Source organism: Helicobacter pylori (assembly GCF_030062585.1).
Classification (GTDB): Bacteria; Campylobacterota; Campylobacteria; order Campylobacterales; family Helicobacteraceae; genus Helicobacter; species Helicobacter pylori_CN.
In genome coordinates this window covers 1,302,072-1,326,274 of sequence record NZ_CP071935.1, presented here as the reverse complement: position 1 = coordinate 1,326,274, position 24,203 = coordinate 1,302,072, and the positions used below count along the sequence as shown (strand labels likewise).

23 protein-coding genes, 1 tRNA gene and 2 pseudogenes are annotated in these 24,203 nt (G+C 38.4%); 11 read left to right on the top strand and 15 right to left on the bottom strand.

Features of this window, described 5'->3' with window-relative positions:
* The first annotated feature begins 136 nt into the window (after positions 1 to 136).
* Positions 137 to 221: transfer RNA gene (locus tag J5F42_RS06370), tRNA-Leu, on the top strand.
* A 25-nt stretch (positions 222 to 246) separates the two neighbouring features.
* Here J5F42_RS06370 and pseC read toward each other — a convergent pair.
* From pseC to accB, 9 genes and pseudogenes are all read right to left on the bottom strand, one after another.
* Positions 247 to 1,383: a UDP-4-amino-4,6-dideoxy-N-acetyl-beta-L-altrosamine transaminase gene (gene pseC, locus J5F42_RS06365; RefSeq protein ID WP_097699067.1), complete on the bottom strand. Its 1,137-nt coding sequence runs from the start codon at positions 1,381 to 1,383 to the stop codon at positions 247 to 249.
* The gene (locus tag J5F42_RS06360) at positions 1,380 to 1,979 is read right to left on the bottom strand and encodes a Laminin subunit alpha-2 precursor (RefSeq protein ID WP_097699068.1); all 600 of its coding nucleotides are present in this window, start codon (positions 1,977 to 1,979) and stop codon (positions 1,380 to 1,382) included. Before J5F42_RS06360 ends, pseC begins: the two co-directional genes overlap by 4 nt.
* Before the next feature lie 92 nt (positions 1,980 to 2,071).
* On the bottom strand, positions 2,072 to 2,278 hold the full coding sequence (locus J5F42_RS07920) for a hypothetical protein (RefSeq protein WP_000966917.1): 207 nt from the start codon (positions 2,276 to 2,278) through the stop codon (positions 2,072 to 2,074).
* A 34-nt stretch (positions 2,279 to 2,312) separates the two neighbouring features.
* A complete protein-coding gene (locus J5F42_RS07915) occupies positions 2,313 to 2,621 on the bottom strand; it encodes a hypothetical protein (protein ID WP_000362738.1) in 309 nt (102 codons plus the stop codon).
* A pseudogene (locus J5F42_RS06350) lies at positions 2,621 to 3,585 on the bottom strand (SAM-dependent methyltransferase). Before J5F42_RS06350 ends, J5F42_RS07915 begins: the two are co-directional and overlap by 1 nt.
* Before the next feature lie 174 nt (positions 3,586 to 3,759).
* A complete protein-coding gene (locus J5F42_RS06345) occupies positions 3,760 to 4,293 on the bottom strand; it encodes an FkbM family methyltransferase (RefSeq protein WP_097699070.1) in 534 nt (177 codons plus the stop codon).
* The gene (locus J5F42_RS06340) at positions 4,260 to 4,742 is read right to left on the bottom strand and encodes a hypothetical protein (protein WP_079306982.1); all 483 of its coding nucleotides are present in this window, start codon (positions 4,740 to 4,742) and stop codon (positions 4,260 to 4,262) included. Before J5F42_RS06340 ends, J5F42_RS06345 begins: the two co-directional genes overlap by 34 nt.
* Before the next feature lie 22 nt (positions 4,743 to 4,764).
* The gene (locus tag J5F42_RS06335) at positions 4,765 to 6,132 is read right to left on the bottom strand and encodes an acetyl-CoA carboxylase biotin carboxylase subunit (protein ID WP_283491618.1); all 1,368 of its coding nucleotides are present in this window, start codon (positions 6,130 to 6,132) and stop codon (positions 4,765 to 4,767) included.
* Between the two features lie 14 nt (positions 6,133 to 6,146).
* Entirely contained in the window at positions 6,147 to 6,629 is a 483-nt protein-coding gene (gene accB, locus J5F42_RS06330; RefSeq protein ID WP_097699610.1) for an acetyl-CoA carboxylase biotin carboxyl carrier protein, read from the bottom strand.
* 129 nt (positions 6,630 to 6,758) lie between these two features.
* Between accB and dcd the strand changes: the two genes are divergently transcribed.
* Together dcd and J5F42_RS06320 are read left to right on the top strand one after the other, a co-directional pair.
* Positions 6,759 to 7,325: a dCTP deaminase gene (gene dcd / locus J5F42_RS06325; RefSeq protein WP_000523105.1), complete on the top strand. Its 567-nt coding sequence runs from the start codon at positions 6,759 to 6,761 to the stop codon at positions 7,323 to 7,325.
* A 167-nt stretch (positions 7,326 to 7,492) separates the two neighbouring features.
* A pseudogene (locus J5F42_RS06320) lies at positions 7,493 to 9,645 on the top strand (porin family protein).
* Positions 9,646 to 9,668: 23 nt separating this feature from the next.
* Here J5F42_RS06320 and J5F42_RS06315 read toward each other — a convergent pair.
* The gene (locus J5F42_RS06315; RefSeq protein WP_001213097.1) at positions 9,669 to 10,349 is read right to left on the bottom strand and encodes a 16S rRNA (uracil(1498)-N(3))-methyltransferase; all 681 of its coding nucleotides are present in this window, start codon (positions 10,347 to 10,349) and stop codon (positions 9,669 to 9,671) included.
* Positions 10,350 to 10,781, bottom strand: coding sequence for a hypothetical protein (locus J5F42_RS06310; RefSeq protein WP_000892138.1), 432 nt, complete (start codon positions 10,779 to 10,781; stop codon positions 10,350 to 10,352).
* 55 nt (positions 10,782 to 10,836) lie between these two features.
* Between J5F42_RS06310 and hemH the strand changes: the two genes are divergently transcribed.
* The 4 genes from hemH to J5F42_RS06290 all read left to right on the top strand — a co-directional run bounded on the left by hemH (position 10,837) and on the right by J5F42_RS06290 (position 16,711).
* On the top strand, positions 10,837 to 11,844 hold the full coding sequence (gene hemH, locus J5F42_RS06305; RefSeq protein ID WP_097699609.1) for a ferrochelatase: 1,008 nt from the start codon (positions 10,837 to 10,839) through the stop codon (positions 11,842 to 11,844).
* A 72-nt stretch (positions 11,845 to 11,916) separates the two neighbouring features.
* Positions 11,917 to 12,588 (top strand): SoxW family protein, encoded by a 672-nt coding sequence (locus tag J5F42_RS06300; RefSeq protein ID WP_283491251.1) that lies wholly within the window; start codon positions 11,917 to 11,919, stop codon positions 12,586 to 12,588.
* Positions 12,589 to 12,597: 9 nt separating this feature from the next.
* Positions 12,598 to 15,408, top strand: a complete 2,811-nt coding sequence (gene ccsA, locus J5F42_RS06295) for a cytochrome c biogenesis protein CcsA (protein WP_283491250.1) — start codon at positions 12,598 to 12,600, stop codon at positions 15,406 to 15,408.
* A 97-nt stretch (positions 15,409 to 15,505) separates the two neighbouring features.
* The gene (locus tag J5F42_RS06290) at positions 15,506 to 16,711 is read left to right on the top strand and encodes a glycosyltransferase family 10 domain-containing protein (RefSeq protein WP_283491249.1); all 1,206 of its coding nucleotides are present in this window, start codon (positions 15,506 to 15,508) and stop codon (positions 16,709 to 16,711) included.
* A 12-nt stretch (positions 16,712 to 16,723) separates the two neighbouring features.
* Here J5F42_RS06290 and gdhA read toward each other — a convergent pair whose 3' ends face one another.
* From gdhA to J5F42_RS06275, 3 genes are all read right to left on the bottom strand, one after another.
* On the bottom strand, positions 16,724 to 18,070 hold the full coding sequence (gene gdhA / locus J5F42_RS06285; RefSeq protein WP_097699396.1) for an NADP-specific glutamate dehydrogenase: 1,347 nt from the start codon (positions 18,068 to 18,070) through the stop codon (positions 16,724 to 16,726).
* A 72-nt stretch (positions 18,071 to 18,142) separates the two neighbouring features.
* Complete coding sequence (locus tag J5F42_RS06280) at positions 18,143 to 18,967, bottom strand: peptide chain release factor N(5)-glutamine methyltransferase (protein WP_097699397.1); 825 nt, start codon at positions 18,965 to 18,967, stop codon at positions 18,143 to 18,145.
* Complete coding sequence (locus tag J5F42_RS06275) at positions 18,964 to 20,187, bottom strand: M48 family metallopeptidase (RefSeq protein ID WP_283491248.1); 1,224 nt, start codon at positions 20,185 to 20,187, stop codon at positions 18,964 to 18,966. The genes J5F42_RS06280 and J5F42_RS06275 overlap by 4 nt, the downstream gene beginning before the upstream one ends.
* A 172-nt stretch (positions 20,188 to 20,359) precedes the next feature.
* On the opposite strand from J5F42_RS06275, the gene J5F42_RS06270 reads away from it, so the two are divergent.
* Positions 20,360 to 20,884, top strand: a complete 525-nt coding sequence (locus J5F42_RS06270; protein WP_115018773.1) for a hypothetical protein — start codon at positions 20,360 to 20,362, stop codon at positions 20,882 to 20,884.
* A gap of 39 nt (positions 20,885 to 20,923) precedes the next feature.
* Here the strand turns inward: J5F42_RS06270 and J5F42_RS06265 are convergent, their stop codons facing one another.
* On the bottom strand, positions 20,924 to 21,670 hold the full coding sequence (locus tag J5F42_RS06265) for an SPOR domain-containing protein (RefSeq protein ID WP_283491247.1): 747 nt from the start codon (positions 21,668 to 21,670) through the stop codon (positions 20,924 to 20,926).
* Between the two features lie 202 nt (positions 21,671 to 21,872).
* Here J5F42_RS06265 and zapB point away from each other — a divergent pair, with 202 nt between their 5' ends.
* From zapB to J5F42_RS06250, 3 genes are read left to right on the top strand one after another with little or no spacing between them, the layout of a single operon-like run.
* On the top strand, positions 21,873 to 22,100 hold the full coding sequence (zapB, locus tag J5F42_RS06260) for a cell division protein ZapB (protein ID WP_001191194.1): 228 nt from the start codon (positions 21,873 to 21,875) through the stop codon (positions 22,098 to 22,100).
* A 12-nt stretch (positions 22,101 to 22,112) separates the two neighbouring features.
* Positions 22,113 to 22,349, top strand: a complete 237-nt coding sequence (locus J5F42_RS06255) for a hypothetical protein (protein WP_000051174.1) — start codon at positions 22,113 to 22,115, stop codon at positions 22,347 to 22,349.
* Positions 22,334 to 24,193: a primosomal protein N' gene (locus J5F42_RS06250; RefSeq protein ID WP_283491246.1), complete on the top strand. Its 1,860-nt coding sequence runs from the start codon at positions 22,334 to 22,336 to the stop codon at positions 24,191 to 24,193. Before J5F42_RS06255 ends, J5F42_RS06250 begins: the two co-directional genes overlap by 16 nt.
* Positions 24,194 to 24,203: the final 10 nt, after the last annotated feature.

Genomic DNA, 24,203 nt, shown 5'->3' with positions numbered 1-24,203 from the left:
TTAAAACCCCCTAAAAACCAGAAAAAACTCCAAATTTATAAAAAACTTCAATTTTTCAGTATTTTTAAAGGATTAAACAGCTAAAATGCTGCTTCTTTATTTTCTACTCTTATGTGCATGCGATGGCGTGCGGTGTGCGGAAGTGGCGAAATTGGTAGACGCACTAGACTTAGGATCTAGCGCCGCAAGGCATGAAGGTTCGATTCCTTTCTTCCGCACCATTCTTAATGATTAAGATTTGAAGCCCTAAATGGAACTTATTCTATTAAAACTTTCAAAAGTTTTTAAAACGCTATGAGCGATGTTTTGAACGCTCTCTAAATTTAAATTCGCATGACAAGGCAAGGAAATTTCAGCGTTATAAAAATCTTCTGCGCTTTTTAATGGGGCTGTATTGAAGAGCTGTTGGTACAATTGGTATTGGTAAATGGGCTTGTAATGCACTTGGGCTAAAATGCCAAGCTTGTGCAAATTTTCTAAAATGAGTTTTTTAAATATAAAAAATTTTTGGTGCATTAAAATAGGGTAAAGGTGGTTAGAGCTTTGATGTTTTAACAAGGGGTGTAAAGGGGTGAAATAAGGGTTATCTTTAAAAATCCTGTCATAAACTAGAGCGACTTCTTCTCTTCTTTGCATTAAAAAGGGGGCTTTTTTGAGCTGGCTCAAACCCAAAGCGCTTTGGATTTCATTCAAGCGGAAGTTATGCCCTATGCTTTTGACTTCGCCTTCAAAAAAATCTTTTTTGAGCATGCCATGAGAGCGAAACAATTTCATTTTTTCATACAATTCGCTATCGTTAGTAACGACCGCTCCCCCCTCAGCCGTAGTGATAGGCTTAATGGCATGGAAACTGAACACGCTCGCTAACGCAAAGCCTCCTACTTTTTTGTTTTGATACTCGCTCCCTAAAGCATGCGAGCTGTCAGAAAGAAAACTCAAAGAATGCTTTTTGCAAAGCTTTTGAATGCTTTCTATTTCCACGCTTTTACCGGCATAATCCACGCTCACTATGGCTTTGGTTTTTTTAGTAATGAGCTTTTCTAGGGCCAATTCATCTATATTACCATCGTTTTTAATTCCAGCAAACACGGGTGTATAACCGCTTTCTAAAAGCATGTTAGCCGTCGCTACAAAGCTCATAGGGGTGGTGATTATTTCATTACAATCAGCACTAAAATCGCTAAAATTCCTATAGAGCGTTAAAAGGGCTGAAGTCGCGCTATTAAACGCTAACGCATGCTTAACGCCCAAAAACTCGCATAAAGCTTCTTCAAATAACAGAGAGCGTTTGCCTTGCGTGAGCTGTTTGGAATTTAAAACCTCTAAAACAGCCTTTTTATCTTCTTCATCTAAACAAGGCTCGCTATAAGCAAACTCTTTCAAGCGAGCAAGTCTTGCAAGCGAGATGGGGTGATCTTGCTTGTGTCATGGACATCTTGGAATTTTTGAGCGTTCAGTCTCGTTTTATCTAAGGTGTTATATTCCTTGTTCAAATGATTCGTTTCAGCGAGCTGTTTTTTCCACTGGTGCAAAGAGTTTTGAATGTTTTCTTTCTCACTTTCTAATGATTTTGAAAATTTCTCCAAAGCTTTCGTGTCGTCAATGTCAATATTGCCAGGGAGTTTCAAGCTATCATTGCCTGATTTTTGATTGAAAGAATCAATCGCTTTGTCCAAACGGCTTTTAAAACGCTCAAAATCGCTTCGATCTTTTTCATTATTATGAGCGTAAGATTTAGAAATGCCCACCAATTCCTTAGCGTCTTTATCCATGCCTTTTAAGCTTTTAAGACGGCTTTCTAAATCCCCTATGGCTAGGTTATCCTGCTTAGCTTGTTTGGCTAATTTGATTTTTTCATCATTCTCTGAAAGATTTTGAATTTCCTTATTTTCTTCTTTTCTTGCGTGCGGACTAACCCTTTGACTATGGTAATCCCTCATCGTTAAAGACGGGTTATAATTGTTTGAAATCTTAGACATCCTATCCTCCACTTCATTTTATTTCTTAAAGATAAGATAAGCAAACTCTATTCCTAAAAACATTTTAATCCACTTAATTCTATCTAAAAATATTAATCTAATCCTAAAACCCTTTCTAACTCTTTGATGAGGTTTGTAATTTCTTTCAATTCTTTAATATTGAGAGTGAGCTTATAATTGACTTGATTATCAGGATTCATTGGCACCAATTGCTTTTTAAATTCATTTTGTTTCATAAAGTATTTTCTTTCTTTATGAATGTAATGGATTTCATCTTTTTTAAAAACTCTATAAAGCAATTGGTCTTCGCACACTCCTAAGCAAATCAAAAAATCATAGTTGTATCGTGGGTTTATACCATTGAACTAAAAAAGTGTTGTTAGTTCTGCCTTTTTGCGCTGTTTTAACTTCAAAGGACACACCGCTTTTTGTCATAATATCGTATTCATCATGAATAATGCCATCATTGATCACTCCATCTATAGCGTTAAGCACGCTTTTTAAAAACTCTTCACCAATCTGCCCTATAGCGTTGGCTTCAAAATCTCTAATTTTTGAAAAAATAGCGTTGTAATCTTGTCCTAAATTCAATTCTTCATGTTTTTTTTCAATAATTTTTAAAAAAGTTTGTTCTAAGTCCATCAATTATCCTTTAAGCTATCCAAATGATCATATAAGGCTTGAAAAATATGGCTTTTGCCTAAATGATAGCAAGAATTAGTCGCTAAACTTGCGTATTTTGTCCAATCAATTTCTTTGAATAGTTTTTTTAATTTAGCGTTTAAAACCTTGTCAGTGCTAGTAAATACCACAGCAATACCAGATTGATACTTAACTTCCTCAAAGTTCTCTACAATTTGTGTGCTTTTATAAAAAGTTGATGAAATGTAAAAAGACGCTTTTTGATTAAAAATCCACTCTTTACCGCATTCTCTGTTTTTAGCTAATGAAACCGTGAAAACCTTGATATACTCGCCAAAGGGTTCTTTATGGCGATTCTTATACCAAGAAAATTCACTTTTTTTATTTTGATGCTTTTTGCTCCAAATTTGAAACACGCAATGCACATCCACTTCTTTATTTTTAAAGTCTATAAACGCATTTTTTTCTAAGCGTTCGCTATAAAGCAGATTCAAACCTTTCACACGATATTTAATAGAGCCTTTTCCTTGACTTTCAAAGAACATGGGTAGGATAAAACACACAAAATCACAATTTCTAGCATGGTTGATAAATTCTAACGCCATAACCCCACGATGCCCAAAAGGAGGGTTTCCCAAGCAAATCACTTTTTGATGCGTGGGCAATTTATAATTTAAAAAATCGCATTGAATAAATCCATCTCTTTTAGGTTCAATGTCTATACCAATGCGTCTATTTTTAGGAAACAAGTCATAAAATACCCCATCGCCTGCACTTGGCTCTAAAAAAATAAAGTCATCCAGATTTTCGTATTTTTTAATCACTTCACAAGCTTTTTGGAAGCACTTTATAAAGCCACACTAGGCTTAGTGAAATACTGATCTAGAACATTGCTAGAATTTTCTTTCATCTCATTGCCATTGACATAGCGTTTAGGGGTAATTTCTTTAAACAAGGTTTGCATGAAAAAACTTTACTATAAAATCATAAAACTTAATGCTGATTTTTTCTGATCGCTTAAAACCCTTAAACTATGCTTAAAAAATCCTTAAAACTTAAAAATTTTCTTCTAAATACTTCGTGTGGATTTTTGCTTGCCTGAAATCCGCATTTTCAAGCATTTCAAAACAGAAAAACTTCAGTCTCCATACCAGTTTCTGGGTAAAATAAGCGTGGGGTTTTCAATCACATTGTCAGCGTCTAATGGATGTGGGAACTCATCGCAATAGCCCAAGATATGTTTCACCCGATCCTTTCTGATGAAAGTGCACTCTATGACTTCAACGATACTCACACCCCTGTGATGGTGAGGGGCACAACAATTATTGGGGTGCAAATGCACGCAATAATGCGTTTTTAGAATTTTATTTAAAGCGCTTTGAACCATTTCAAAATAGTTGTTATCCCACAAATATTTCAGCAAATGGATTTCTAAAGCAATGATTCTGAAACGATTCAATAGCGTATCGCTCGCACTGATGAGAGCGAGATATTCACCCCCTTCAATATCCATTTGTAACATTAAATCCCCTTCGCCCACTTGAGAGTTATTAACCCAAGTGTCTAGTGTAATAAAATCTTCATTGTCAGTGCAACCGATGAATTTTTTGATAAAGGAGTAGTTTTCTTTAGGGATATTCAGTATCGGTTCATTGACCGACTTGTCTGCCATATATATATATATATATCGTTATGGTTTGCAAGTTTGCATTGACGATAAAAATCTTCTTCAAACGCACTTTCATTACCCACACCTGGAGAAAAGAGTGCTCTAATCCCCTTAAAATCCTTAGGTATCAAATAGCCTCCATCATGCTGGCTCCCCCAGCGCACTAGCTCATGCTCGGTCTTAATGGGATGCAAGCTCTTGATGAGCCCTTCAACCTTCTCTTTAGGGGTTTCAACAAACAATTCATTGATAGACATTACCCTTTCGGCTCGCCAAAGAATGGAATTGACATAATTGGCTATAGAGTTGATTTGCTCTTTAATCGCTCCTAAAGTTTCAATATTAGAACGAACTTGCTCTTTAATCGCTCCCAAGTTTTCAACATGACGATACGCGTTTAAAAACCGATTGGGTAACAAACCCTTAAGAACCCTTTTAATCACTTGTTTCATTAAAATCTCCTTGCAATTAAGTTTAAAAATTTTCCTCTAAATATTTCGTGTGGATTTTTGCTTGCCTGAAATCCGCATTTTCAAGCATTTCAAGGTGGAAAGGAATGGTCGTTTTAATGCCTTCTACTTTAAATTCCTTTAAAGCTCTTTTCATCTTAGCGATCGCTCTTTCTCTGTTTTCACCCCACACAATGAGCTTGCCAATCATAGAATCATAGTGCGTAGGCACGACATAATGGGCATGCGCATGCGAATCAAGGCGCACATTCACCCCACCAGGAGCGATCCATTCGGTAATTTTGCCCGGGCTTGGGTAGAATTTTTTAGGATCTTCTGCTGTGATTCGGCATTCTATCGCATGCCCTTTGAGGGAAAAACTTTCTTGCTTGGGCAGTTCTTCGCCTTGAGCGATTTTAACCATCCATTCAATGAGGTTTAACCCGCTCACCATTTCGCTAATGGTGTGTTCCACTTGCAAACGAGTGTTCATCTCCATGAAATAAAAATCTTTCATGTTAGAATCAAGCAAAAATTCAAAAGTCCCCGCCCCCACATAGCCGATATATTTAGCGGCCTTGATCGCTGTTTCTAGCAAACGCTCACGCACGCCCTCTTCTAAAACCACCGCTGGGGTTTCTTCAATGAGTTTTTGCTGGCGTCTTTGCACCGAGCAATCCCTTTCGCCCACATGAATGACATTGCCATGCTTATCGGCTAGAATTTGGACTTCAATGTGCTTGGGCTTGTTGATGAATTTTTCTAAATACACGCTCCCATCGCCAAACGCGCTCAAAGCTTCCGTTTCTGCGGCTAGATAAAGGTTTTTGAGCCTGGATTTATCTTCTACGACGCGCATGCCTCTCCCGCCCCCACCAGCGGCCGCTTTAATGATGACAGGGTAGCCGATTTTATCAGCGATTTCTTCAGCTTCTTGATAGCTTTTAAGCAACCCTTCACTGCCCTCAATCACAGGCATGCCGGCTTCTTTCATCACGCTTTTGGCTTTGGATTTGTCGCTCATTAAAGCCATGACTTTCGCGCTTGGGCCAATAAATTCTAAAGAATGGTGCGAGCAAATCTCTACAAAATTCTGATTCTCGCTCAAAAACCCATACCCGGGGAAAATCGCATCCGCTTCAAACAATTCCGCTGCGCTAATGATCGCAGGGATATTCAAGTAACTCTCGCTAGATTTGGCCCCCCCTATACACACTTTTGCGCTAGCCGTATTGAGGTAGTGGGCGTCCTTGTCAGCGATAGAATAAATGGCTATGGATTCTTTACCCATTTCTTGAATGGTTTGGATCGCTCTTAAAGCGATCTCGCCTCTATTAGCGATCAAAATGCGCGAGAGTTCTTTTTTTTCTACCTTTTTATTTTCTTTATTCACTTTATTCATGGATTTTAAAGCTTTTCAACTTTGATGAGTTTCGTGCCGTATTCTACCGGTTGAGCGTCTCCCACTTCAACAGAAACCACCTTGCAAGGGTATTCCACTTCAATTTCATTCATGATTTTCATCGCTTCTACAATGCCCACGATTTGCCCTTTTTTAAGCGTATCGCCCGCTTTGACATAAGGCTCAGCCCCAGGGGAGGGTGCATGATAAAAAGTGCCTACCATAGGCGAAAGCACGAAATCTTCTTTTTTATCCACAATAGGGGTGCATACCATAGGCACAGGGGTTTGAGTGCTTGGCATGCTCGCTTCTACCATGATGGGGGCTTGGATGGAGGCTTGAGAATGAGCGGGATTTAACGCATTTTTTTTCGCATAAGCGGATTCTTTATCCAAAACCAACTCAAAATGCTCATGTTTTAATTTCAAATGCCCCAAATCAGAAGCTTTAAATTCTTTGATCAACTCTTCAATTTCAGAAAGGTTCATAACGATCTATTCCTTATATTATTTTAAAATATGCCACAAACACATAATCTTACTAGCTATAAGCGTTTTTAGCAAAAAATTATTGTTATAATAACATAATTATTAACAAACTTTAAAGGCTTTGTGCGTATGGGATTAAAAGCGGATTCTTGGATTAAAAAAATGAGTTTAGAGCATGGCATGATTAGCCCTTTTTGCGAAAAGCAAGTCGGTAAGAACGTGATCAGCTATGGTTTGAGCAGTTACGGGTATGATATTAGGGTGGGGAGTGAGTTCATGCTCTTTGATAACAAAAACGCTTTAATTGACCCTAAAAACTTTGATCCTAACAACGCAACCAAAATTGATGCGAGTAAAGAGGGCTTTTTTATTTTGCCCGCTAACGCGTTCGCTCTAGCTCATACGATAGAGTATTTTAAAATGCCTAAAGATACCTTAGCGATTTGTTTAGGCAAAAGCACTTACGCCAGGTGCGGGATTATCGTGAATGTTACGCCTTTTGAGCCGGAATTTGAAGGCTATATCACCATTGAAATTTCTAACACCACTAATTTACCGGCTAAAGTCTATGCCAATGAGGGGATCGCACAAGTGGTGTTTTTACAAGGCGATGAAGTGTGCGAGCAAAGCTATAAAGACAGAGGCGGTAAGTATCAAGGGCAAGTGGGCATCACTTTGCCTAAAATTTTGAAATGATTTGAAGAAAGATAAAAGCATTTATCCCTAGAGCGTTGTTTATTTTTTAATACAAACAATACCGCAATTTCTCAAAAATGTATTATAATACGAAACTTCAGTTTTATTGAGTTACAAACTCTTTGAGAACAAAACGCTAAACCATTTAGGAAATTTAGGAAAATACCATGCTAAAACTCGTTAGCAGAACGATTTGTTTGTCCTTAATCGGCTTGTTCAACCCTTTAGAAGCCTTTCAAAAAAACCAAAAAGACGGCTTTTTTATAGAAGCCGGGTTTGAAACCGGGTTATTAGAAGGCACACAAACTAAAGAAGAAACAATAACCCAAAACACCCAAAACACACAGAAAATCTATGAAAACCCCCTAACCCACCCCCAAACTAAAGAACAACCTAAAGAACAAAACAAAGGCGATACAGCCACCCCACAAAGCGTCTATGGGAGATACTACATCCTCCAAAACACCATTTTAGAAAAAGCGACCGAACTATTCACCACGGACAATATAGAAAATGGCTTAACTTTTTATTCTCAAAGCCCTGTGTATGTGATGGCATACAATCAAGAAAATGCCGAGTTTGAAGGCTATGGCAATAACAGCGTGGTTGTGATACAAAACTTCCTGCCCTACAATTTAAACAATATTGAGCTGAGTTATACAGACGCTCAAGGCAAGGCAGTCAATTTGGGCGTGATAGAGACCATCCCTAAAGATTCTCAAATCATTCTGCCTGCAAGCTTGTTTAATGATTCAGAATTTGAACAAGCTGATAGCTTTAATTACCAACAACTTCAAGCCACTGCCACACAATTTTCTGACGCTAACACGCAAAGTTTGTTTCAAAAGCTCAGCCAAATCACGACCAATGTAACGATGAGTTATGAAAACGCCGATACTAACAATTTTAAAGGTAATTGCCATGATTGTGTGTCAGATTTCACCCCACAAACCGCAGAAGAATTGACCAATTTAATGTTGGATATGATTGCGGTGTTTGACTCTAAATCGTGGGAAGAAGCCGTTTTAAACGCTCCTTTCCAATTTTCTAACAGCTCATCAGAGTGCGGCTCTGACTTTCCTAAGTGCGTGAATCCTTTCAATAACGGGCGTGTCGCTCCCATCTATGAAAAATATGTGCTAACCCCACAATCCGTTATAGATGCGTTTAGAAGAGCGATCAATCTTGAAGTGAATATCCTAAAATCAGGGTTTGTAGGGCTAGGGTATGAACTTGATGATAATGATGGTAATCTGGGGATAGAAGCTTCTGCCTTAGATCCTGAAAAATTGTTTGGTAAAACTTTGAACAAAGTTGATATTGTGGAATTAAGAGACATTATCCATGAATTTAGCCACACTAAAGGCTATACGCATAATGGGAACATGACTTATCAAAGGGTGCGTTTATGCCAAGAAGGAGATGGGCCAGAGGTGCGCTGTGAGGGCGGGCATGAAGTGGAGAAAAACGGCAAAGAAGAGCTAGAATTTAGTAACGGGCATGAAGTGCGAGACCATGATGGTTACGACTATGATGTGTGTTCTCGTTTTGGCGGCAAAAATCAGCCCGCTTTCCCTAGCAATTACCCCAATTCCATCTACACCAATTGCACTCAAGTCCCCGCTGGGCTTATAGGGGTTACTACCGCTGTTTGGCAACAGCTCATCAATCAAAACGCCCTCCCCATCAATTTCGCTAATCTAAACAGCCAAACCAACCATTTAAACGCCGGGTTGAATGCACAAAATTTTGCAACCTCTATGGTCAGCGCGATCGTGCAAAATTTTTCCACCACTTCCACCACCACTTACCGCTCTTCAAGTAAAAATTTTAGAAGCCCTATTTTGGGGGCCAATGTTAAAATAGGCTACCAACATTATTTCAACGACTATATAGGGTTAGCCTATTACGGCATCATCAAATACAATTACGCCAAAGCTAACGATGAAAAAATCCAACAATTAAGCTATGGTGGGGGAATGGATGTGTTGTTTGATTTCATCACCACTTATGCTAATAAAAAGCAAGGCAATCCCACTAAAAAAGTTTTTGCTTCCTCTTTTGGGGTGTTTGGGGGATTAAGGGGCTTATACAATAGCTACTATGTTTTCAATCAAGTCAAAGGAAGCGGTAATTTAGATATAGTAACCGGGTTTAATTACCGCTACAAGCATTCTAAATATTCTGTAGGCATTAGCGTTCCTTTAATCCAAAACGATATTAAGATCGCTTCTAATAATGGCATCTATGCGAACTCTGTTGTTTTGAATGAGGGGGCAGTCATTTTAAAGTGTTTTTTAATTACGGGTGGATTTTCTAGGATCTAAAATCCCCAATAATCCCCTAAACTTGCGCGATACTCGCCACAAACACGCACGCGCTCTCAGATTTTAGCACCATATCTAACGGGATGCGATAAATTTCACGCTCTTTAAAACACTCCCTTTCTGGTTCGCTAAAGCCCCCTTCAGGCCCTATGATAACGCCCTTTTCAAAACCCATGCTTGCGGGTAAGGTTTCGCCCTTAAAATCCAAAACGCTCGCCTTAGGGTAGGCTTTTAACACCTCTTTGGTGTTTGAAAACGCTTCCAATTCCATTAAAGCGCTGCGGCCGCATTGCTCGCAAGAGTGGATCAGAATCTTTTGGAAGCGCTCTAATTTGGCGCTGTCTATTTTTTCATTGCGTTGGCTAAAATCCGCATAGAATAAACTCAACTTGCTCACGCCTAACTGATTTAAAAAGGGTAGGATTTTTTCAACGCTTTTGATTTCAATCACGCTTAAAATCAAATGCGTTTTTTTACTGGCCATAACCTCTAATGGTTGTTCGCCCACTAGCCTTAAAAGGGCATGTTTTTTAGTGATTTCTGCATGTTCATAGGTGTATAAAAAGCCGTCTTTTAAATTTCTTAAATCCAAACGACTCGCGCTTTTGATACGCCTTGAGCGGTATAAATGGATATAACTCTCGCCTTCTATTTTTAAAATAGGCTCTTTGGCTAAAGGGTGGTAGACAAAACGCATTCAAAGGCCCATTAACACAACAATAAGAATCGTTTCTAAACAATACAGGATTTTAGCCTTTTTGATATACGTCTCCATCCTTTCTTTTTTAGTGATAGCGAATTTCACGCTTTTATGGCGTTTGATCTCTGCTATCAGCATCAACAACAGCCCTAAAAGCATAACAACAGCGCTAAAAGAAAATTCAAATTGTTGCATCGCCCAAATAAAAATCCCGCTCAAAAGAGCGATGCTTAAAAGAATGTAAATCGCTGGCATGACAAGATAGATTTTTTTGTTCAATTGGATAAAATTCTTTTCTTTAAAAAGGGTGTAAAGATTGATCATAAAAGCTAGGGCAAGCAAAGCGGCAAAAAAGGCATGGACAAGCAAGGATTGAGCCATCACAGAAGAATCTTGTGTATTTAATGCTTGCAAACTCATCTCTAACATTAACTTCTTTCTAACGATTTATTTTTTATTAATCGTTTTATTTTAGCATGTGCTAATGAATTTGATCAATGAAAAGCTTAATAATTTAGAAAATAACGCCACAAAATCCCCCAAAGAAGCGGTTGTTCTTTTGAATATGGGAGGGCCTAACAGCCTTTATGAAGTGGGGGTGTTTTTAAAAAACATGTTTGATGACCCCTTTATCCTTACCATTAAAAATAATTTCATGCGTAAAATGGTGGGTAAAATGATCGTCAATAGCCGCATAGAAAAATCCAAAAAAATCTATGAAAAATTAGGAGGCAAATCCCCTTTAACGCCTATCACATTCGCCCTTACAGAGCGTTTGAACGAATTGGATCCTTCTCGTTTTTACACTTATGCGATGCGTTATACCCCCCCTTATGCGTCTATGGTTTTGCAAGATTTAGCCTTAAAAGAAATAGAAAGCCTGGTATTTTTTTCCATGTATCCGCAATATTCTAGCACGACCACCCTTTCTAGCTTCAATGACGCTTTTAACGCCCTAAAATCCTTAGAAACTTTCCGCCCCAAAGTGCGAGTGATAGAACGCTTTTATGCTGACAAAAAGCTTAATGAAATCATTTTGAACACGATTTTAAGCGCCCTAAACAACCGCAAAAGCCAGGATTTTGTCTTAATCTTTTCCGTCCATGGCTTGCCTAAAAGCATTGTTGATGCCGGCGATACTTACCAGCAAGAATGCGAACACCATGTGAGTTTGCTAAAAGAATTGATACAACAAAAAAATATCCCTTTTAAAGAAGTTTTACTCTCTTACCAATCCAAGCTAGGGCCTATGAAATGGCTAGAGCCAAGCACTGAAGAATTGATAGAAAAGCACCGCAAATCTCATATTGTCATTTATCCTTTGGCTTTCACGATTGACAATTCTGAAACGCTCTATGAATTAGACATGCAATACCGCTTGATGGCAGAGCGCTTAGCGGTTAAAGAATATTTGGTTTGCCCATGCTTAAACGATTCCATAGAGTTTGCAAAATTTATCATTGGATTAGTAAAAAACCTTAAAAGTGAGTGAAATTTGCATAAAAAACGATTATTATAGTAAAATACCGAGTTTTCAAATCTATTAAAAAATAAAGGTTATTCCATGTTTTCACTTTCTTATGTTTCTAAGAAATTTTTAAGCGTGTTACTATTGATTTCGCTGTTTTTAAGCGCTTGCAAATCCAATAATAAAGACAAATTAGACGAAAATCTTTTAAGCTCTGGCTCTCAAAGCTCCAAAGAATTGAACGATGAGCGAGACAACATAGACAAAAAGAGTTACGCCGGTTTAGAAGATGTTTTTTTAGACAATAAATCCATTAGCCCTAATAACAAATACATGCTTTTAGTTTTTGGCCGTAATGGTTGCTCCTATTGCGAAAGGTTTAAAAAAGATCTCAAGAATGTCAAAGAATTGCGCGACTACATTAAAGAGCATTTTAGCGCTTACTATGTCAATATCAGCTATTCTAAAGAGCATAATTTTAAAGTCGGCGATAAGGATAAAAATGATGAAAAAGAAATCAAAATGTCTACCGAAGAATTAGAACAAATTTATGCCGTCCAATCCACCCCTACGATTGTTTTATCCGATAAAACCGGCAAAACCATCTATGAATTGCCCGGCTATATGCCCTCTACGCAATTTTTAGCCGTGTTAGAATTTATCGGCGATGGGAAGTATCAAGACACGAAAAACGATGGGGATCTCACTAAAAAATTAAAGGCTTACATCAAGTATAAAACCAACCTTTCTAAAAGCAAGTCCAACTAGGAAAGTCTAATGAAGAATCTCAAAAGCCTGCTTTCTTTTTTGCTGGCTTCTTTTTGGGTCGCTATCCCTTTAATCGCACTCTATGCCTTAGCGTGCGCGATAGCCACTTTTATAGAAAACGATTACGGCACGAGCGCGAGTAAGGCGATTGTGTATAACACCCCTTGGTTTAATTTCTTGCATGCGTATTTGTTGGTGGTTTTAATAGGCACATTCATTAAATCTAAAGCTTTGGAGCGAAAAAGATACGCCAGCCTTTTTTTCCACAGCTCCTTGATTTTAATCATTTTGGGGGCAGCCATCACGCGCTTTTTTGGCGTAGAAGGGCTTATGCATGTGCGAGAAAATAGCGCGCAAAGCTCTTTTGAAAGCGCGGACACTTACCTTAATATCACTCTTAATGACACCACCAAACTTTCTTTAAAAACGCCTTTAACCTTTTATCATTCCAAACGATTAAGACCCATTCATGCCACTTTAAATCACAAGCCTTTGATTTTAGAACCCTTAGAGATTTACAAGCAAAACGCCATTAAAAAAGATGACGCTACTATTTTAGTGTTGAAAGCGACTTATAACGGCGTGAGCCACAAATTCAACCTCATCAAAACCAACAGGAATGAAGGCATAGAAGAAAGCGAGGTGTTTAAAGACGACAAGCTCTCTTTAAGTTTTGGATCGGCTTATATTGAATTGCCTTTCCAAATCAAACTGAAGCGTTTTGAATTAGAGCGTTACGCCGGCTCTATGAGCCCTTCATCTTACGCTTCAGAAGTGGAAGTTTTGAAATTGGATAACACTTTAATCAAACCTTATAGGATTTTTATGAACCATGTTTTAGATTATGAAGGTTATCGCTTTTTCCAATCTTCTTATGACATGGATGAAAAAGGCACGATCCTTTCTGTCAATAAAGATCCGGGTAAAATCCCCACTTATTTAGGGTATGCGATGCTTATTTTGGGGGCTTTGTGGTTGCTTTTGGATAAGAACGGGCGTTTTTTAAAGCTTTCACGCTTTTTAAAATCCCAACAAGCCGCTAGTTTCTTGCTCGCTTTAATTTTAATCAGCCCTTTTACTTCTTCGTTCGCCACTGAGACTCCAATTGACATGCATGGGGGCAAAAGCGCTCAAATAGAACGACAAAGCGTAGAAAATTCTGCTAATAAAGAGGATTCTAAAAGCGCGATTTTAGAGCGTTTGAAGCATTTAAGAGAATATTCTAAAGATCACTTAAAAGCCTTTCAAAGGCTTCAAGTCCAGGATTTTGACGGGCGTATCAAACCTCTTGATACTATTAGCATTGAATATATCCATAAGATTTTAAGGAAAGATGATTTTCAAGGGTTAAACGCTATGCAAGTGCTTTTAGGGATCATGTTTTTCCCCAATGATTGGCGCAGTATTAAGATGATTCACACTTCTAATAAAGCCTTAAGAAAGCTTATCGGCACGCCTTTAGATGAAAGCCGTATCGCTTTTAGAGATGCGTTTGATAGCCGTGGGTATAAATTAAAAAATCTGGTTGAAGAAGTCAATCAAAAATCCCCTAACGCGCGCAACGAGTTGGATAAAGATGTGTTAAAAGTGGATGAACGCATCAACTTAGTTTATACGCTTTTTAGTGCTCAATTTTTACGCATTTTCCCTAGCGATAAAACCACCGCTTGGCTCTCGCCCATTGAAGCGATCAACAGCCCCAATAAAGAAATTTCAAGCGTGGCAACGGAGTTTTTAAAAAATATTTTTAGCGGGTTTGATGACGCTTTGAAAACCAATCAATGGGATAAAGTGGAAAAAACCCTAAAAGATTTAAGCATTTACCAAAAAGAGCATGCCAAAAACCTCTATTTACCCTCTTCAAAAGTGGATTCTGAAATTTTTTTAAACCACACCAATTTTTTTAACAGCCTGACCTTGCCTTATATCTTTCTTGGGCTATTGCTTTTTATCGTTGTGATCAGCTCTTTGGTTAAAAACACCCCCCCTAATATTTGGCTCACTAAAACCCTTTATATGGCTATCTTGCTTTGCGCGATCGCTCATTCTATGGGGCTAATCTTGCGCTGGTATGTGAGCGGGCATTCGCCTTGGAGTAACGCTTATGAGTCCATGCTTTATATCGCATGGGCTTCTGTTATCGCAGGGTTTATTTTACGATCCAAACTCGCGCTATCGGCTTCTAGCTTTTTAGCCGGTATCGCGCTCTTCGTGGCTCATTTAGGCTTTATGGACCCTCAAATCGGCCATTTAGTGCCGGTGTTAAAATCCTATTGGCTCAATATCCATGTCTCTGTCATCACCGCCAGTTATGGCTTTTTGGGCTTGTGTTTTGTGCTAGGGATTTTAAGTTTGGTTTTGTTTATTTTGCGCAAACAAGGGCGTTTCAATTTAGACAAAACCATTCTCTCCATTAGCGCTATCAATGAAATGAGCATGATTTTAGGCCTGTTCATGCTCACAGCCGGGAATTTCTTAGGCGGGGTGTGGGCGAATGAATCTTGGGGGCGCTATTGGGGGTGGGACCCTAAAGAAACTTGGGCGTTGATTTCTATTTGCGTCTATGCTTTAATCTTGCATTTGCGTTTTTTAGGCTCTCAAAATTGGCCCTTTATTTTAGCGAGCAGCAGCGTGCTAGGGTTTTATTCGGTTTTAATGACTTATTTTGGCGTGAATTACTACCTTTCTGGCTTGCACAGCTATGCCGCAGGCGATCCCTTGCCGATCCCTACTTTTTTATACTTTTTGGTAGCGATACCTTTTATCCTTGTGATCTTGGCGTATTTCAAACGCCATTTGAGTTTGCCTAAATTAGTTTAAAAGATAAAAATGTTCCAACCCTTACTAGACGCCTTTATAGAAAGCACTCCAATTAAAAAAATACCTCTGAGTTACCCCCCCCCCCCTAAAAATCGCTGTGGCGAATTGGTGGGGAGGCGCTAAAGAATTTAAAAAGAGCGTTCTTTATTTTATCCTAAGCCAACGCTATAAAATCACTTTACACCGAAACCCTGATAAACCTGCGGACATCGTCTTTGGCAGTCCTATTGGATCGGCCAGAAAAATCCTATCCTACCAAAACGCTAAACGAGTGTTTTACACCGGTGAAAACGAAGTCCCTAATTTCAACCTCTTTGATTACGCCATAGGCTTTGATGAATTGGACTTTAGAGATCGTTATTTGAGAATGCCTTTGTATCATGCCAATTTGCATTATAAAGCCGAGATTGTTAATGACACCACTTCACCCTATAAACTCAAAGCTGACAGCCTCTATACTTTAAAAAAACCCTCCCATAATTTTAAAGAAAACCACCCACATTTATGCGCGCTAATCCATAATAAGAGCGATCCTTTGAAAAGAGGGTTTGCCAGTTTTGTGGCGAGCAACGCTAACGCTCCTGTTAGGAACGCTTTCTATGACGCTTTAAATTCTATTGATCCAGTTACTGGGGGAGGGAGCGTGAAAAACACTTTAGGCTATAACGTCAAAAACAAAAACGAATTTTTAAGCCAATACAAGTTCAACCTCTGTTTTGAAAATTCACAAGGCTATGGCTATGTAACCGAAAAAATCCTTGATGCGTATTTTAGCCATACTATCCCTATTTATTGGGGGAGTCCCAGCGTGGCGAAAGATTTTAACCCTAAAAGTTTTGTGAATGTCCATGATTTCAACAATTTTGATGAAGCGATAGATTATATCAAATACTTGCACGCGCACCAAAACGCTTATTTAGACATGCTCTATGAAAACCCTTTAAACACCATTGATGGGAAAGCTAGTTTTTACCAAAATTTGAGTTTTGAAAAGATCTTGGATTTTTTTAAAACGATTTTAGAGAACGATACGATTTATCATTGCGATGGCTCTTCTTATTCTGCTTTGCATCGTGATTTGAATGAGCCGTTAGTTTCCATTGATAATTTGAGGGTTAATTATGATGATTTGAGGGTTAATTATGATGATTTGAGAAGGGAACATGAACGCCTCTTATCAAAGGCTACCCCTCTTTTGGAACTATCCCAGAACACCACTTTTAAAATCTATCGCAAAGCCTATCAAAAATCCTTACCTTTGTTGCGCGCTGCGAGAAAGTTGATTAAAAAAATGGGTTTGTAAAATTGGGGGTAATCAAACCCCTTGCGCTATCATCGCAGACGCCACTTTTCTAAAACCAGCGATATTAGCCCCTAAAACGAAATTAGTAGGATCTTTAAACTCTTTAGCGGTTTGAGAAACATTCTTATAAATCTCTTTCATGATGTGGTGCAATTTCGCATCCACCACTTCAAAACTCCAAGGGTGCATGCTCGCATTTTGCGCCATTTCCAAGCCGCTCACGCTCACCCCTCCAGCATTAGCCGCCTTGCCTATACCATAAGAAATCTTAGCCTGCAAAAACAATTCAATCGCTTCATTGCTTGAGGGCATGTTCGCTCCTTCAGCCACGCATTTACACCCATTAGAAAGGAGGGTTTTAGCGTCTAAAACGCTCAATTCATTCTCAGTCGCACTAGGAAAAGCCGCAAAACAAGGCACATGCCACACTGCATTCCCCCCTTTGGGGTAATTTTCTGTTGGGGTGTATTTCGCGCTCTTTTTTTCTAAAACGTATTCCTTGATCCTCCCACGACGCGCTTCTTTAATCTCTTTCAAAAGCTCTAAATCAATGCCGTCTTTATCATAAATCATGCCATTAGAATCGCTTGCCGTTACCGGTTTGGCTCCTATTTGAAGCAATTTTTCAATGGTATAAATAGCGACATTACCGCTCCCAGAAACGCTGCAAACCTTGCCCTCTAAAGAGCTGTTCCTTTCTTGCAACATTTCTTCAGCAAAATACACGCACCCATAGCCGGTGGCTTCTTTTCTGCACAAGCTCCCCCCATAAGTGAGTCCTTTACCGGTCAATACGCCCTCAAAACGATTGACTAATTTTTTGTATTGCCCAAACAGATAGCCAATCTCTCTTTCGCCCACTCCAATATCCCCAGCTGGCACATCAGTCGTGGCTCCAATGTGGCGGTATAATTCGTTCATGAACGCCTGGCAAAAACGCATGATTTCATGCTCGCTCTTCCCTTTAGGGTCAAAATCGCTCCCCCCCTTAGCACCCCCCATAGCCAAAGTGGTGAGCGAATTTTTCAACACTTGCTCAAAGCCTAAAAACTTGATCACGCTTTCATTCACGCTAGGGTGGAATCTCAAACCCCCCTTATAAGGGCCAATAGCCGAATTGAATTCAACCCTACACCCCCGATTGACTTGGATTTGATGGTTATCATCTAGCCAACACACTCTAAAAAAAATCTCCCTTTCAGGCTCAATCAAACGCTCTAAAATCGCATGCTTTTCATAGCTTTTATCGCTGTCTAAAAGGGGTTTTAACGAAGTGATAGCTTCATAAACGGCTTGATGGAACTCTTTTTGATAAGGGTATTTTTTCTGTAAAGATTGGAGGATTTTTTCAACATACATGGGCGGCATTCCTTTATTGTTTTAAGTGTTTTTATTGTAACACTAAAAGGGTAATTAAGTTTTAACCTTATCTTAAAAACTTTTTAAAACGCCCACAAACCCTCTATCAAAGCCGCTCAAATCCTTGTAAAACTCTGCATCATAACCGCAAAATTCCAAGCATTCTTTCAAGCTTTTTAACTGGTCATACCCCATTTCACAAACCAAAAAAGGGATTTTTAATCCAGCGGCTAAAAAAACGATTTCTTTTAAGATTTCATCGCCTTTAACCCCCCCAAAAAGGGCTTCGTGCGGTTCTTTGAGGACGGATTTTTCCAAAGGATAACTTTTAGCGATATAGGGCGGGTTAGAGACAAGCATTTGTATCGTTGGCATGCGATCCCAAAGGCGCGTTTTTTTTAAGAAAACACGCTCTTTTAAATTAAAGCGTTCAATATTTTTGGACGCCACTTCTAAAGCTTTTAATGAAATATCGCTCGCATGAATGGAAATTTTTGGGTTTTCTAAAGCCAAACTAACAGACACGCAAGCACTCCCTATGCCTATTTCGCCTATTTCTTTTAAATGGTATTGAGAAATAATATCAAGGGCTTTTTTGACTAAAATCTCCGTTTCAGGCCGTGGGATTAAAACATGCTCATTCACGAAAAAAGAGCGCCCATAAAAATCACAGCTTTCCAATAAATATTCTATGGGGCAGTCATTCAAACGCTTTTCTACCAGTTCAAAAAAGCGTGCCTCTTCTTCGTGGTTTAATTCTAAATAAGCATGCGTGTGCAAAAAAACCCTTTCTTTTTGCAAGACAAAGCCTAATAAAATTTCAGACTCTAATCCCCCCCTAAAACCTTTTTGCGATAATTCTTTTTTGGCTTTGTTTAGGGCTTGTGAAAGAGTCATTCAATTTCATAATCCAAAGCTTTCAAGCGCTCTAATAGGGGTGGGTGCGTGAAATGCAAGAAAACATAAAAAGGGTGCGAATGGGGGAACGCTTTATTTTCGCTCACAATAGACACTAACGCTTTGGCTAAAACCTCTTTAGAGCTTAAACTCGCCCCAAATTTGTCCGCATTGTATTCATTCTTTCGGCTAAAAAACCCGATCAAAGGCATAGCGTAAAAAGAAAATACCGGCAAAAACAAGAGTAAAATCGCAATCAAACTCGCTGGCGTTTGTGAAACGTTAAAGCCTTCAAAAACCAACGGTGGCAAATGAGCGATCAAAGCAAAAACAAGAGCGAGCAAGCCTCCCATAATCCCTAAACTTTTCAACAAATCCTTATTTTTAAAATGCCCTAATTCATGCCCTAAAATGGCTAAAAGCCCTTCTGTCCCAACTTTAGAGATCAAAGTGTCAAACAACACCACCCGCTTGTTTTTACCCAATCCCCCAAAATACGCGTTCAAACGCCCATCCCTCTTGCTAGCGTCCATCACAAAGATACCTTCGGATTTAAAACCCACCTTATCCATCATGCTCTCAATTTGACTTTCCAAATCCCGGTTATTCAAGGGGGTGAATTGGTTGAAAAGCTGGGCGATTTTAGGGTAAAAAAGATTAGCCAGTATCATAAAAACAAACACGACAAAAAACGAGCTAATCTCCCAATGTTCCACATGCTCAATAATCATAATAAGGGTGTAAATCAACAACAACCCCACGCTTAAAGTGAGCGATAACCCTTTGAAAAAATCCTTAAAAAACAACGACAAGCTCACTTTAGAAAAGCCAAATTCCTTATCCAAATGCATGGTGGTGTAGTAGCTAATGGGTAAGGATAAAACGCTTTGAATCGCTAAAAACAACAAGGCAAACACCAAGTAACCTAGCGTTTCAGAAAGGTTTAAATCATGCATCAAATCTTCTAAATGCGTCAAACCAAAAAAGACCCAACCAGCAAAGATTATCCCGTCTAAAATTTGAGAAATAATGGATAATTGCATTTTCCTAATGGCATAATTTCCCGCTTCTTCATAATCCTTTTGTGGGAGTAAAACAGGCTTCTCGCAGAGCTTTTGACGGATAAATTTCAATTGCAAAATATCGCCTACAATGTAAGGAGTCGTAAAAAAGAGCAAATAAAAAATACAAATTATCATATCTATCCATATGTCAAGCATATTCCAAACTCCTTTCTCCATTAAATTTACCAATAAAAGTGTAGGAATTATAACAATTTTTCAAAAATTTACCATAAAATTAAATAAGTATGGTAGAAAAAGGAGGCTAGCGTTTTTAATCCAATTATAAAAAGCTGTGTTATCCAACCCGCTACCAACAAAAAGGTTTGTCATGCCCTATTCTTTTAAAAAGCGTTTTTTAATCGTTTATACTCTTTCTACCTTGCTTTTAGTGGGGGTTTTGTTAGCGTTATTTTTCTTTTATGCGAAAAATAACCTTTTAGAAAACACCCAAATACGCATGCAATACACCGCTGATGCGATCGCTAAAAGCCTTTTAGAATTAAATAATGCCTCTTCTTTAGAGCCTTTAAAAATCTTAGAAGAACGATTCAAAAACACCCCCTTTGTCTTATTAGATGCGGATAACAAAGTCAAGTTTTCTAATATCGGGGCGTTTGTGGCCTCTTTTAAAAATGACGCCTTGATCAAAACCCCTTATTTCGCGCTTAAAAAACAGGGCTTTTATCTCACAGACAGCGCCCCAACTAACCGCTTAGGGGTTTCTAAAATCATTATCGCAGAAGAAGAAATTCAAAAAAATTTTATCCCCCTTTATAAAATGATAGGCTATGCGTTTTTGGGTGCGAGTTTGTTTGTCGCGCTAATAGCCATGTGGCTTTATCAAATCCAATAAAACTATAAATTTATTTTCAAATAAGGATAGTTAAAACGATTACTTTTCCACCAACACAGGCTTATTTTTAAAACTTTTAGCCGCATTTTCAAGCTGTTTTAGGGCTTCTTCTTTCGTTTTATAAGGGCCAATCAAATAATGCGTGAGGGAGTCTTTTTTCTTTATTTGGTAAGGGAAAGTTTTGAGCGTTTGCAAAAAATCCTTACTGGGCGCGTTCAAAAAAGCTCCAATTTGCAAGTAATACCCTTTAGGGACACTCGCATCTTTTAAGCTAGGTTTTACTAAGCTCTTTTTATTCTCGCTTTTAGGCGGTTCTTTTTTTAAAGGCTGGGATTGATTAATAGCGGTCTCTTGCTTATGGGCTTTTTTGATTTTTCTTTTCACCTTTTTGCTTTCTATATAAAAATCATATAAATCATGGATTCTTTGCTTCACATAAGCTTCATAGCAATTCTTATAAATCGGGCTGTTTTCAATAGAAGCCTTAGGGCTTATTAGCATGACTAACGCCACGCATTCTTCATGGGCGACTTTGAGCCATTCTTCTTCGCTTTGCTCCAGGATTTCTTTGATTTTGGGGAACTCATACTGCGTGCCTTTCCCCATATTTTCTAACATTTCTATAAGTTCTTCATGGACTTCATTGAGTCTTAATTGGATAGGGGGTAAATTTTTGGGCGTATTTTGAACGCTTTTAGGATCGGCTTTTTTATCCTCTAAACCAACAGCGTTTCTTAAAAAGAGGAAAACCAACAACAGAGTCATTTTTAATATACTTTTTTGCATTCACCACTCCCATGTCAAGCTTTCTGTCTTGTTGCTTTATGGTAATCAAAAATACCAAATACCGCCATAAGAATGGTTTAAAACATGGGGTTTTAGTTACTTTATTTTATAGTAAAAGCCATTACCTTAAGGGGATAGGGGTATTTTGCGATAATTTAATAGCTTTGATATAATAACTTTTAAAAACCATGAAAGGCTTATGATGCAATCTTTAAGTTTGTTAAACCAGTTGGGCGCTAAAATTGATGAATTGATTGAAAAAATCCAAAAACAAGAAGAAGAGTTGAACGCTTTACGCCAAGCAAACACCACCTTGAATGCGCAAAATGAAGAAAAAGACATTCAAATCGCTATTTTATACGATGAATTGAGCGCTAAAGATAAGGGCATTCAAGGTCTTTATGACAAAATCTCTGATTTATTGTCATAAACCATTAAAAACATGTCTTTAGAAAACGATAGCTTAGAAATCACTTATTCAGGCAAACGCTATAAAATCTCTCTCAATAACACCTTTAGCGATGAGATGAAACGCACCCTAAAGGAGCGTTTCCATAACCAAGAATTAAACGCTTTAGAGCTTTTAAAGGATTATTTGCATGAAAGTTGTCAAAACGAGTATTTGCACAATGAACTCAAAAAGCTTTTAGAAAAAATCTCATCATGTTCTATCACTTAATCGCTCCCTTAAAAAATAAAACCCCCCCTTTAACTTACTTTTCTAAAGAGCGACACCTTAAAGGGGCGTTAGTCAATATCCATTTAAGGAATAAAACGCTTTTGGGCGTCGTTCTTGAAGAAGTTTCAAAACCCTCTTTTGAATGCCTAGAATTGGAAAAAACCCCTTATTTTTTACTCCCTTTTCAAATGGAGCTCGCTATTTTTATCGCTCAATATTACTCGGCCAATCTTTCTTCAGTCTTAAGCCTTTTTGCCCCTTTTAAAGAATGCGATTTAGTGGGGTTAGAAAAAATTGAGCCTGTTCTTAATATATTAAGCCAAACGCAAACCAACGCTTTAAAAGAATTGCAAAAACATCCAGCAAGCTTGCTCTTTGGCGATACGGGCAGCGGGAAAACCGAAATTTATATGCATGCAATCGCTCAAACTTTAGAGCAAAAAAAAAGCGCTTTATTGTTAGTGCCAGAAATCGCTCTCACCCCTCAAATGCAACAACGCCTTAAAAGGGTCTTTAAAGAAAATTTAGGCTTGTGGCATAGCAAACTCTCTCAAACCCAAAAAAAACAATTTTTAGAAAAGCTTTATTCGCAAGAAATCAAATTAGTGGTAGGTACACGAAGCGCGTTGTTTTTACCCCTTAAGGAGTTGGGTTTAATCGTTGTAGATGAAGAGCATGACTTTTCTTATAAATCCCATCAAAGCCCTATGTATAACGCTAGGGATTTATGCTTGTATTTATCCCATAAATTCCCTATTCAAGTGATCTTAGGCTCTGCTACGCCAAGTTTGAGTAGTTATAAACGCTTTAAAGATAAGGCTTTAGTGCGCTTAAAGGGGCGCTACACCCCCACGCAAAAAAACATTATTTTTGAAAAAACCGAGCGTTTTATCACGCCCAAACTCCTAGAAGCACTGCAACAAGTGATAGACAAAAACGAGCAAGCCATTATTTTTGTGCCTACAAGGGCTAATTTTAAAACCTTGCTGTGCCAAAATTGCTATAAAAGCGTTCAATGCCCTTTTTGCAGCGTGAATATGAGTTTGCATTTAAAAACCAACAAACTCATGTGCCATTATTGCCATTTTTCAAGCCCTATCCCTAAAATTTGCAGCGCATGCCAAAGCGAAGTTTTAGTGGGTAAAAGGATAGGCACCATGCAAGTATTAAAGGAATTAGAGAGCCTTTTAGAGGGGGCTAAAATAGCGATCTTAGATAAAGATCACACCAGCACGCAAAAAAAACTCCACAATATTTTAAACGATTTCAACGCTCAAAAAACCAATATCTTAATCGGCACTCAAATGATAAGCAAGGGGCATGATTACGCTAAAGTGAGTTTAGCGGTTGTTTTAGGCATAGACAATATCATTAAATCTAATAGTTACAGGGCTTTAGAAGAAGGCGTGTCGTTACTTTATCAAATCGCTGGGAGGAGTGGTAGGCAAATTTCTGGCCAAGTGTTCATTCAAAGCACCGAAACGGATCTATTAGAAAATTTCTTAGAAGATTATGAAGATTTTTTACAATACGAATTGCAAGAAAGGTGCGAACTCTATCCGCCTTTTTCAAGGCTGTGTTTGTTAGAGTTTAAGCATAAAAACGAAGAAAAAGCCCAACAATTGAGCCTAAAAGCCTCCCAAACCCTTTCTTCGTGTTTAGAAAAGGGCGTAACGCTCTCTAATTTCAAAGCCCCCATTGAAAAAATCGCCTCTTCTTATCGCTACCTTATTTTGTTGCGTTCCAAAAACCCTTTAAGCCTAATCAAAAGCGTGCATGCGTTTTTAAAAACCGCCCCCAATATCCCTTGTAGCGTGAATATGGATCCTGTGGATATTTTTTAAAAACTCATGT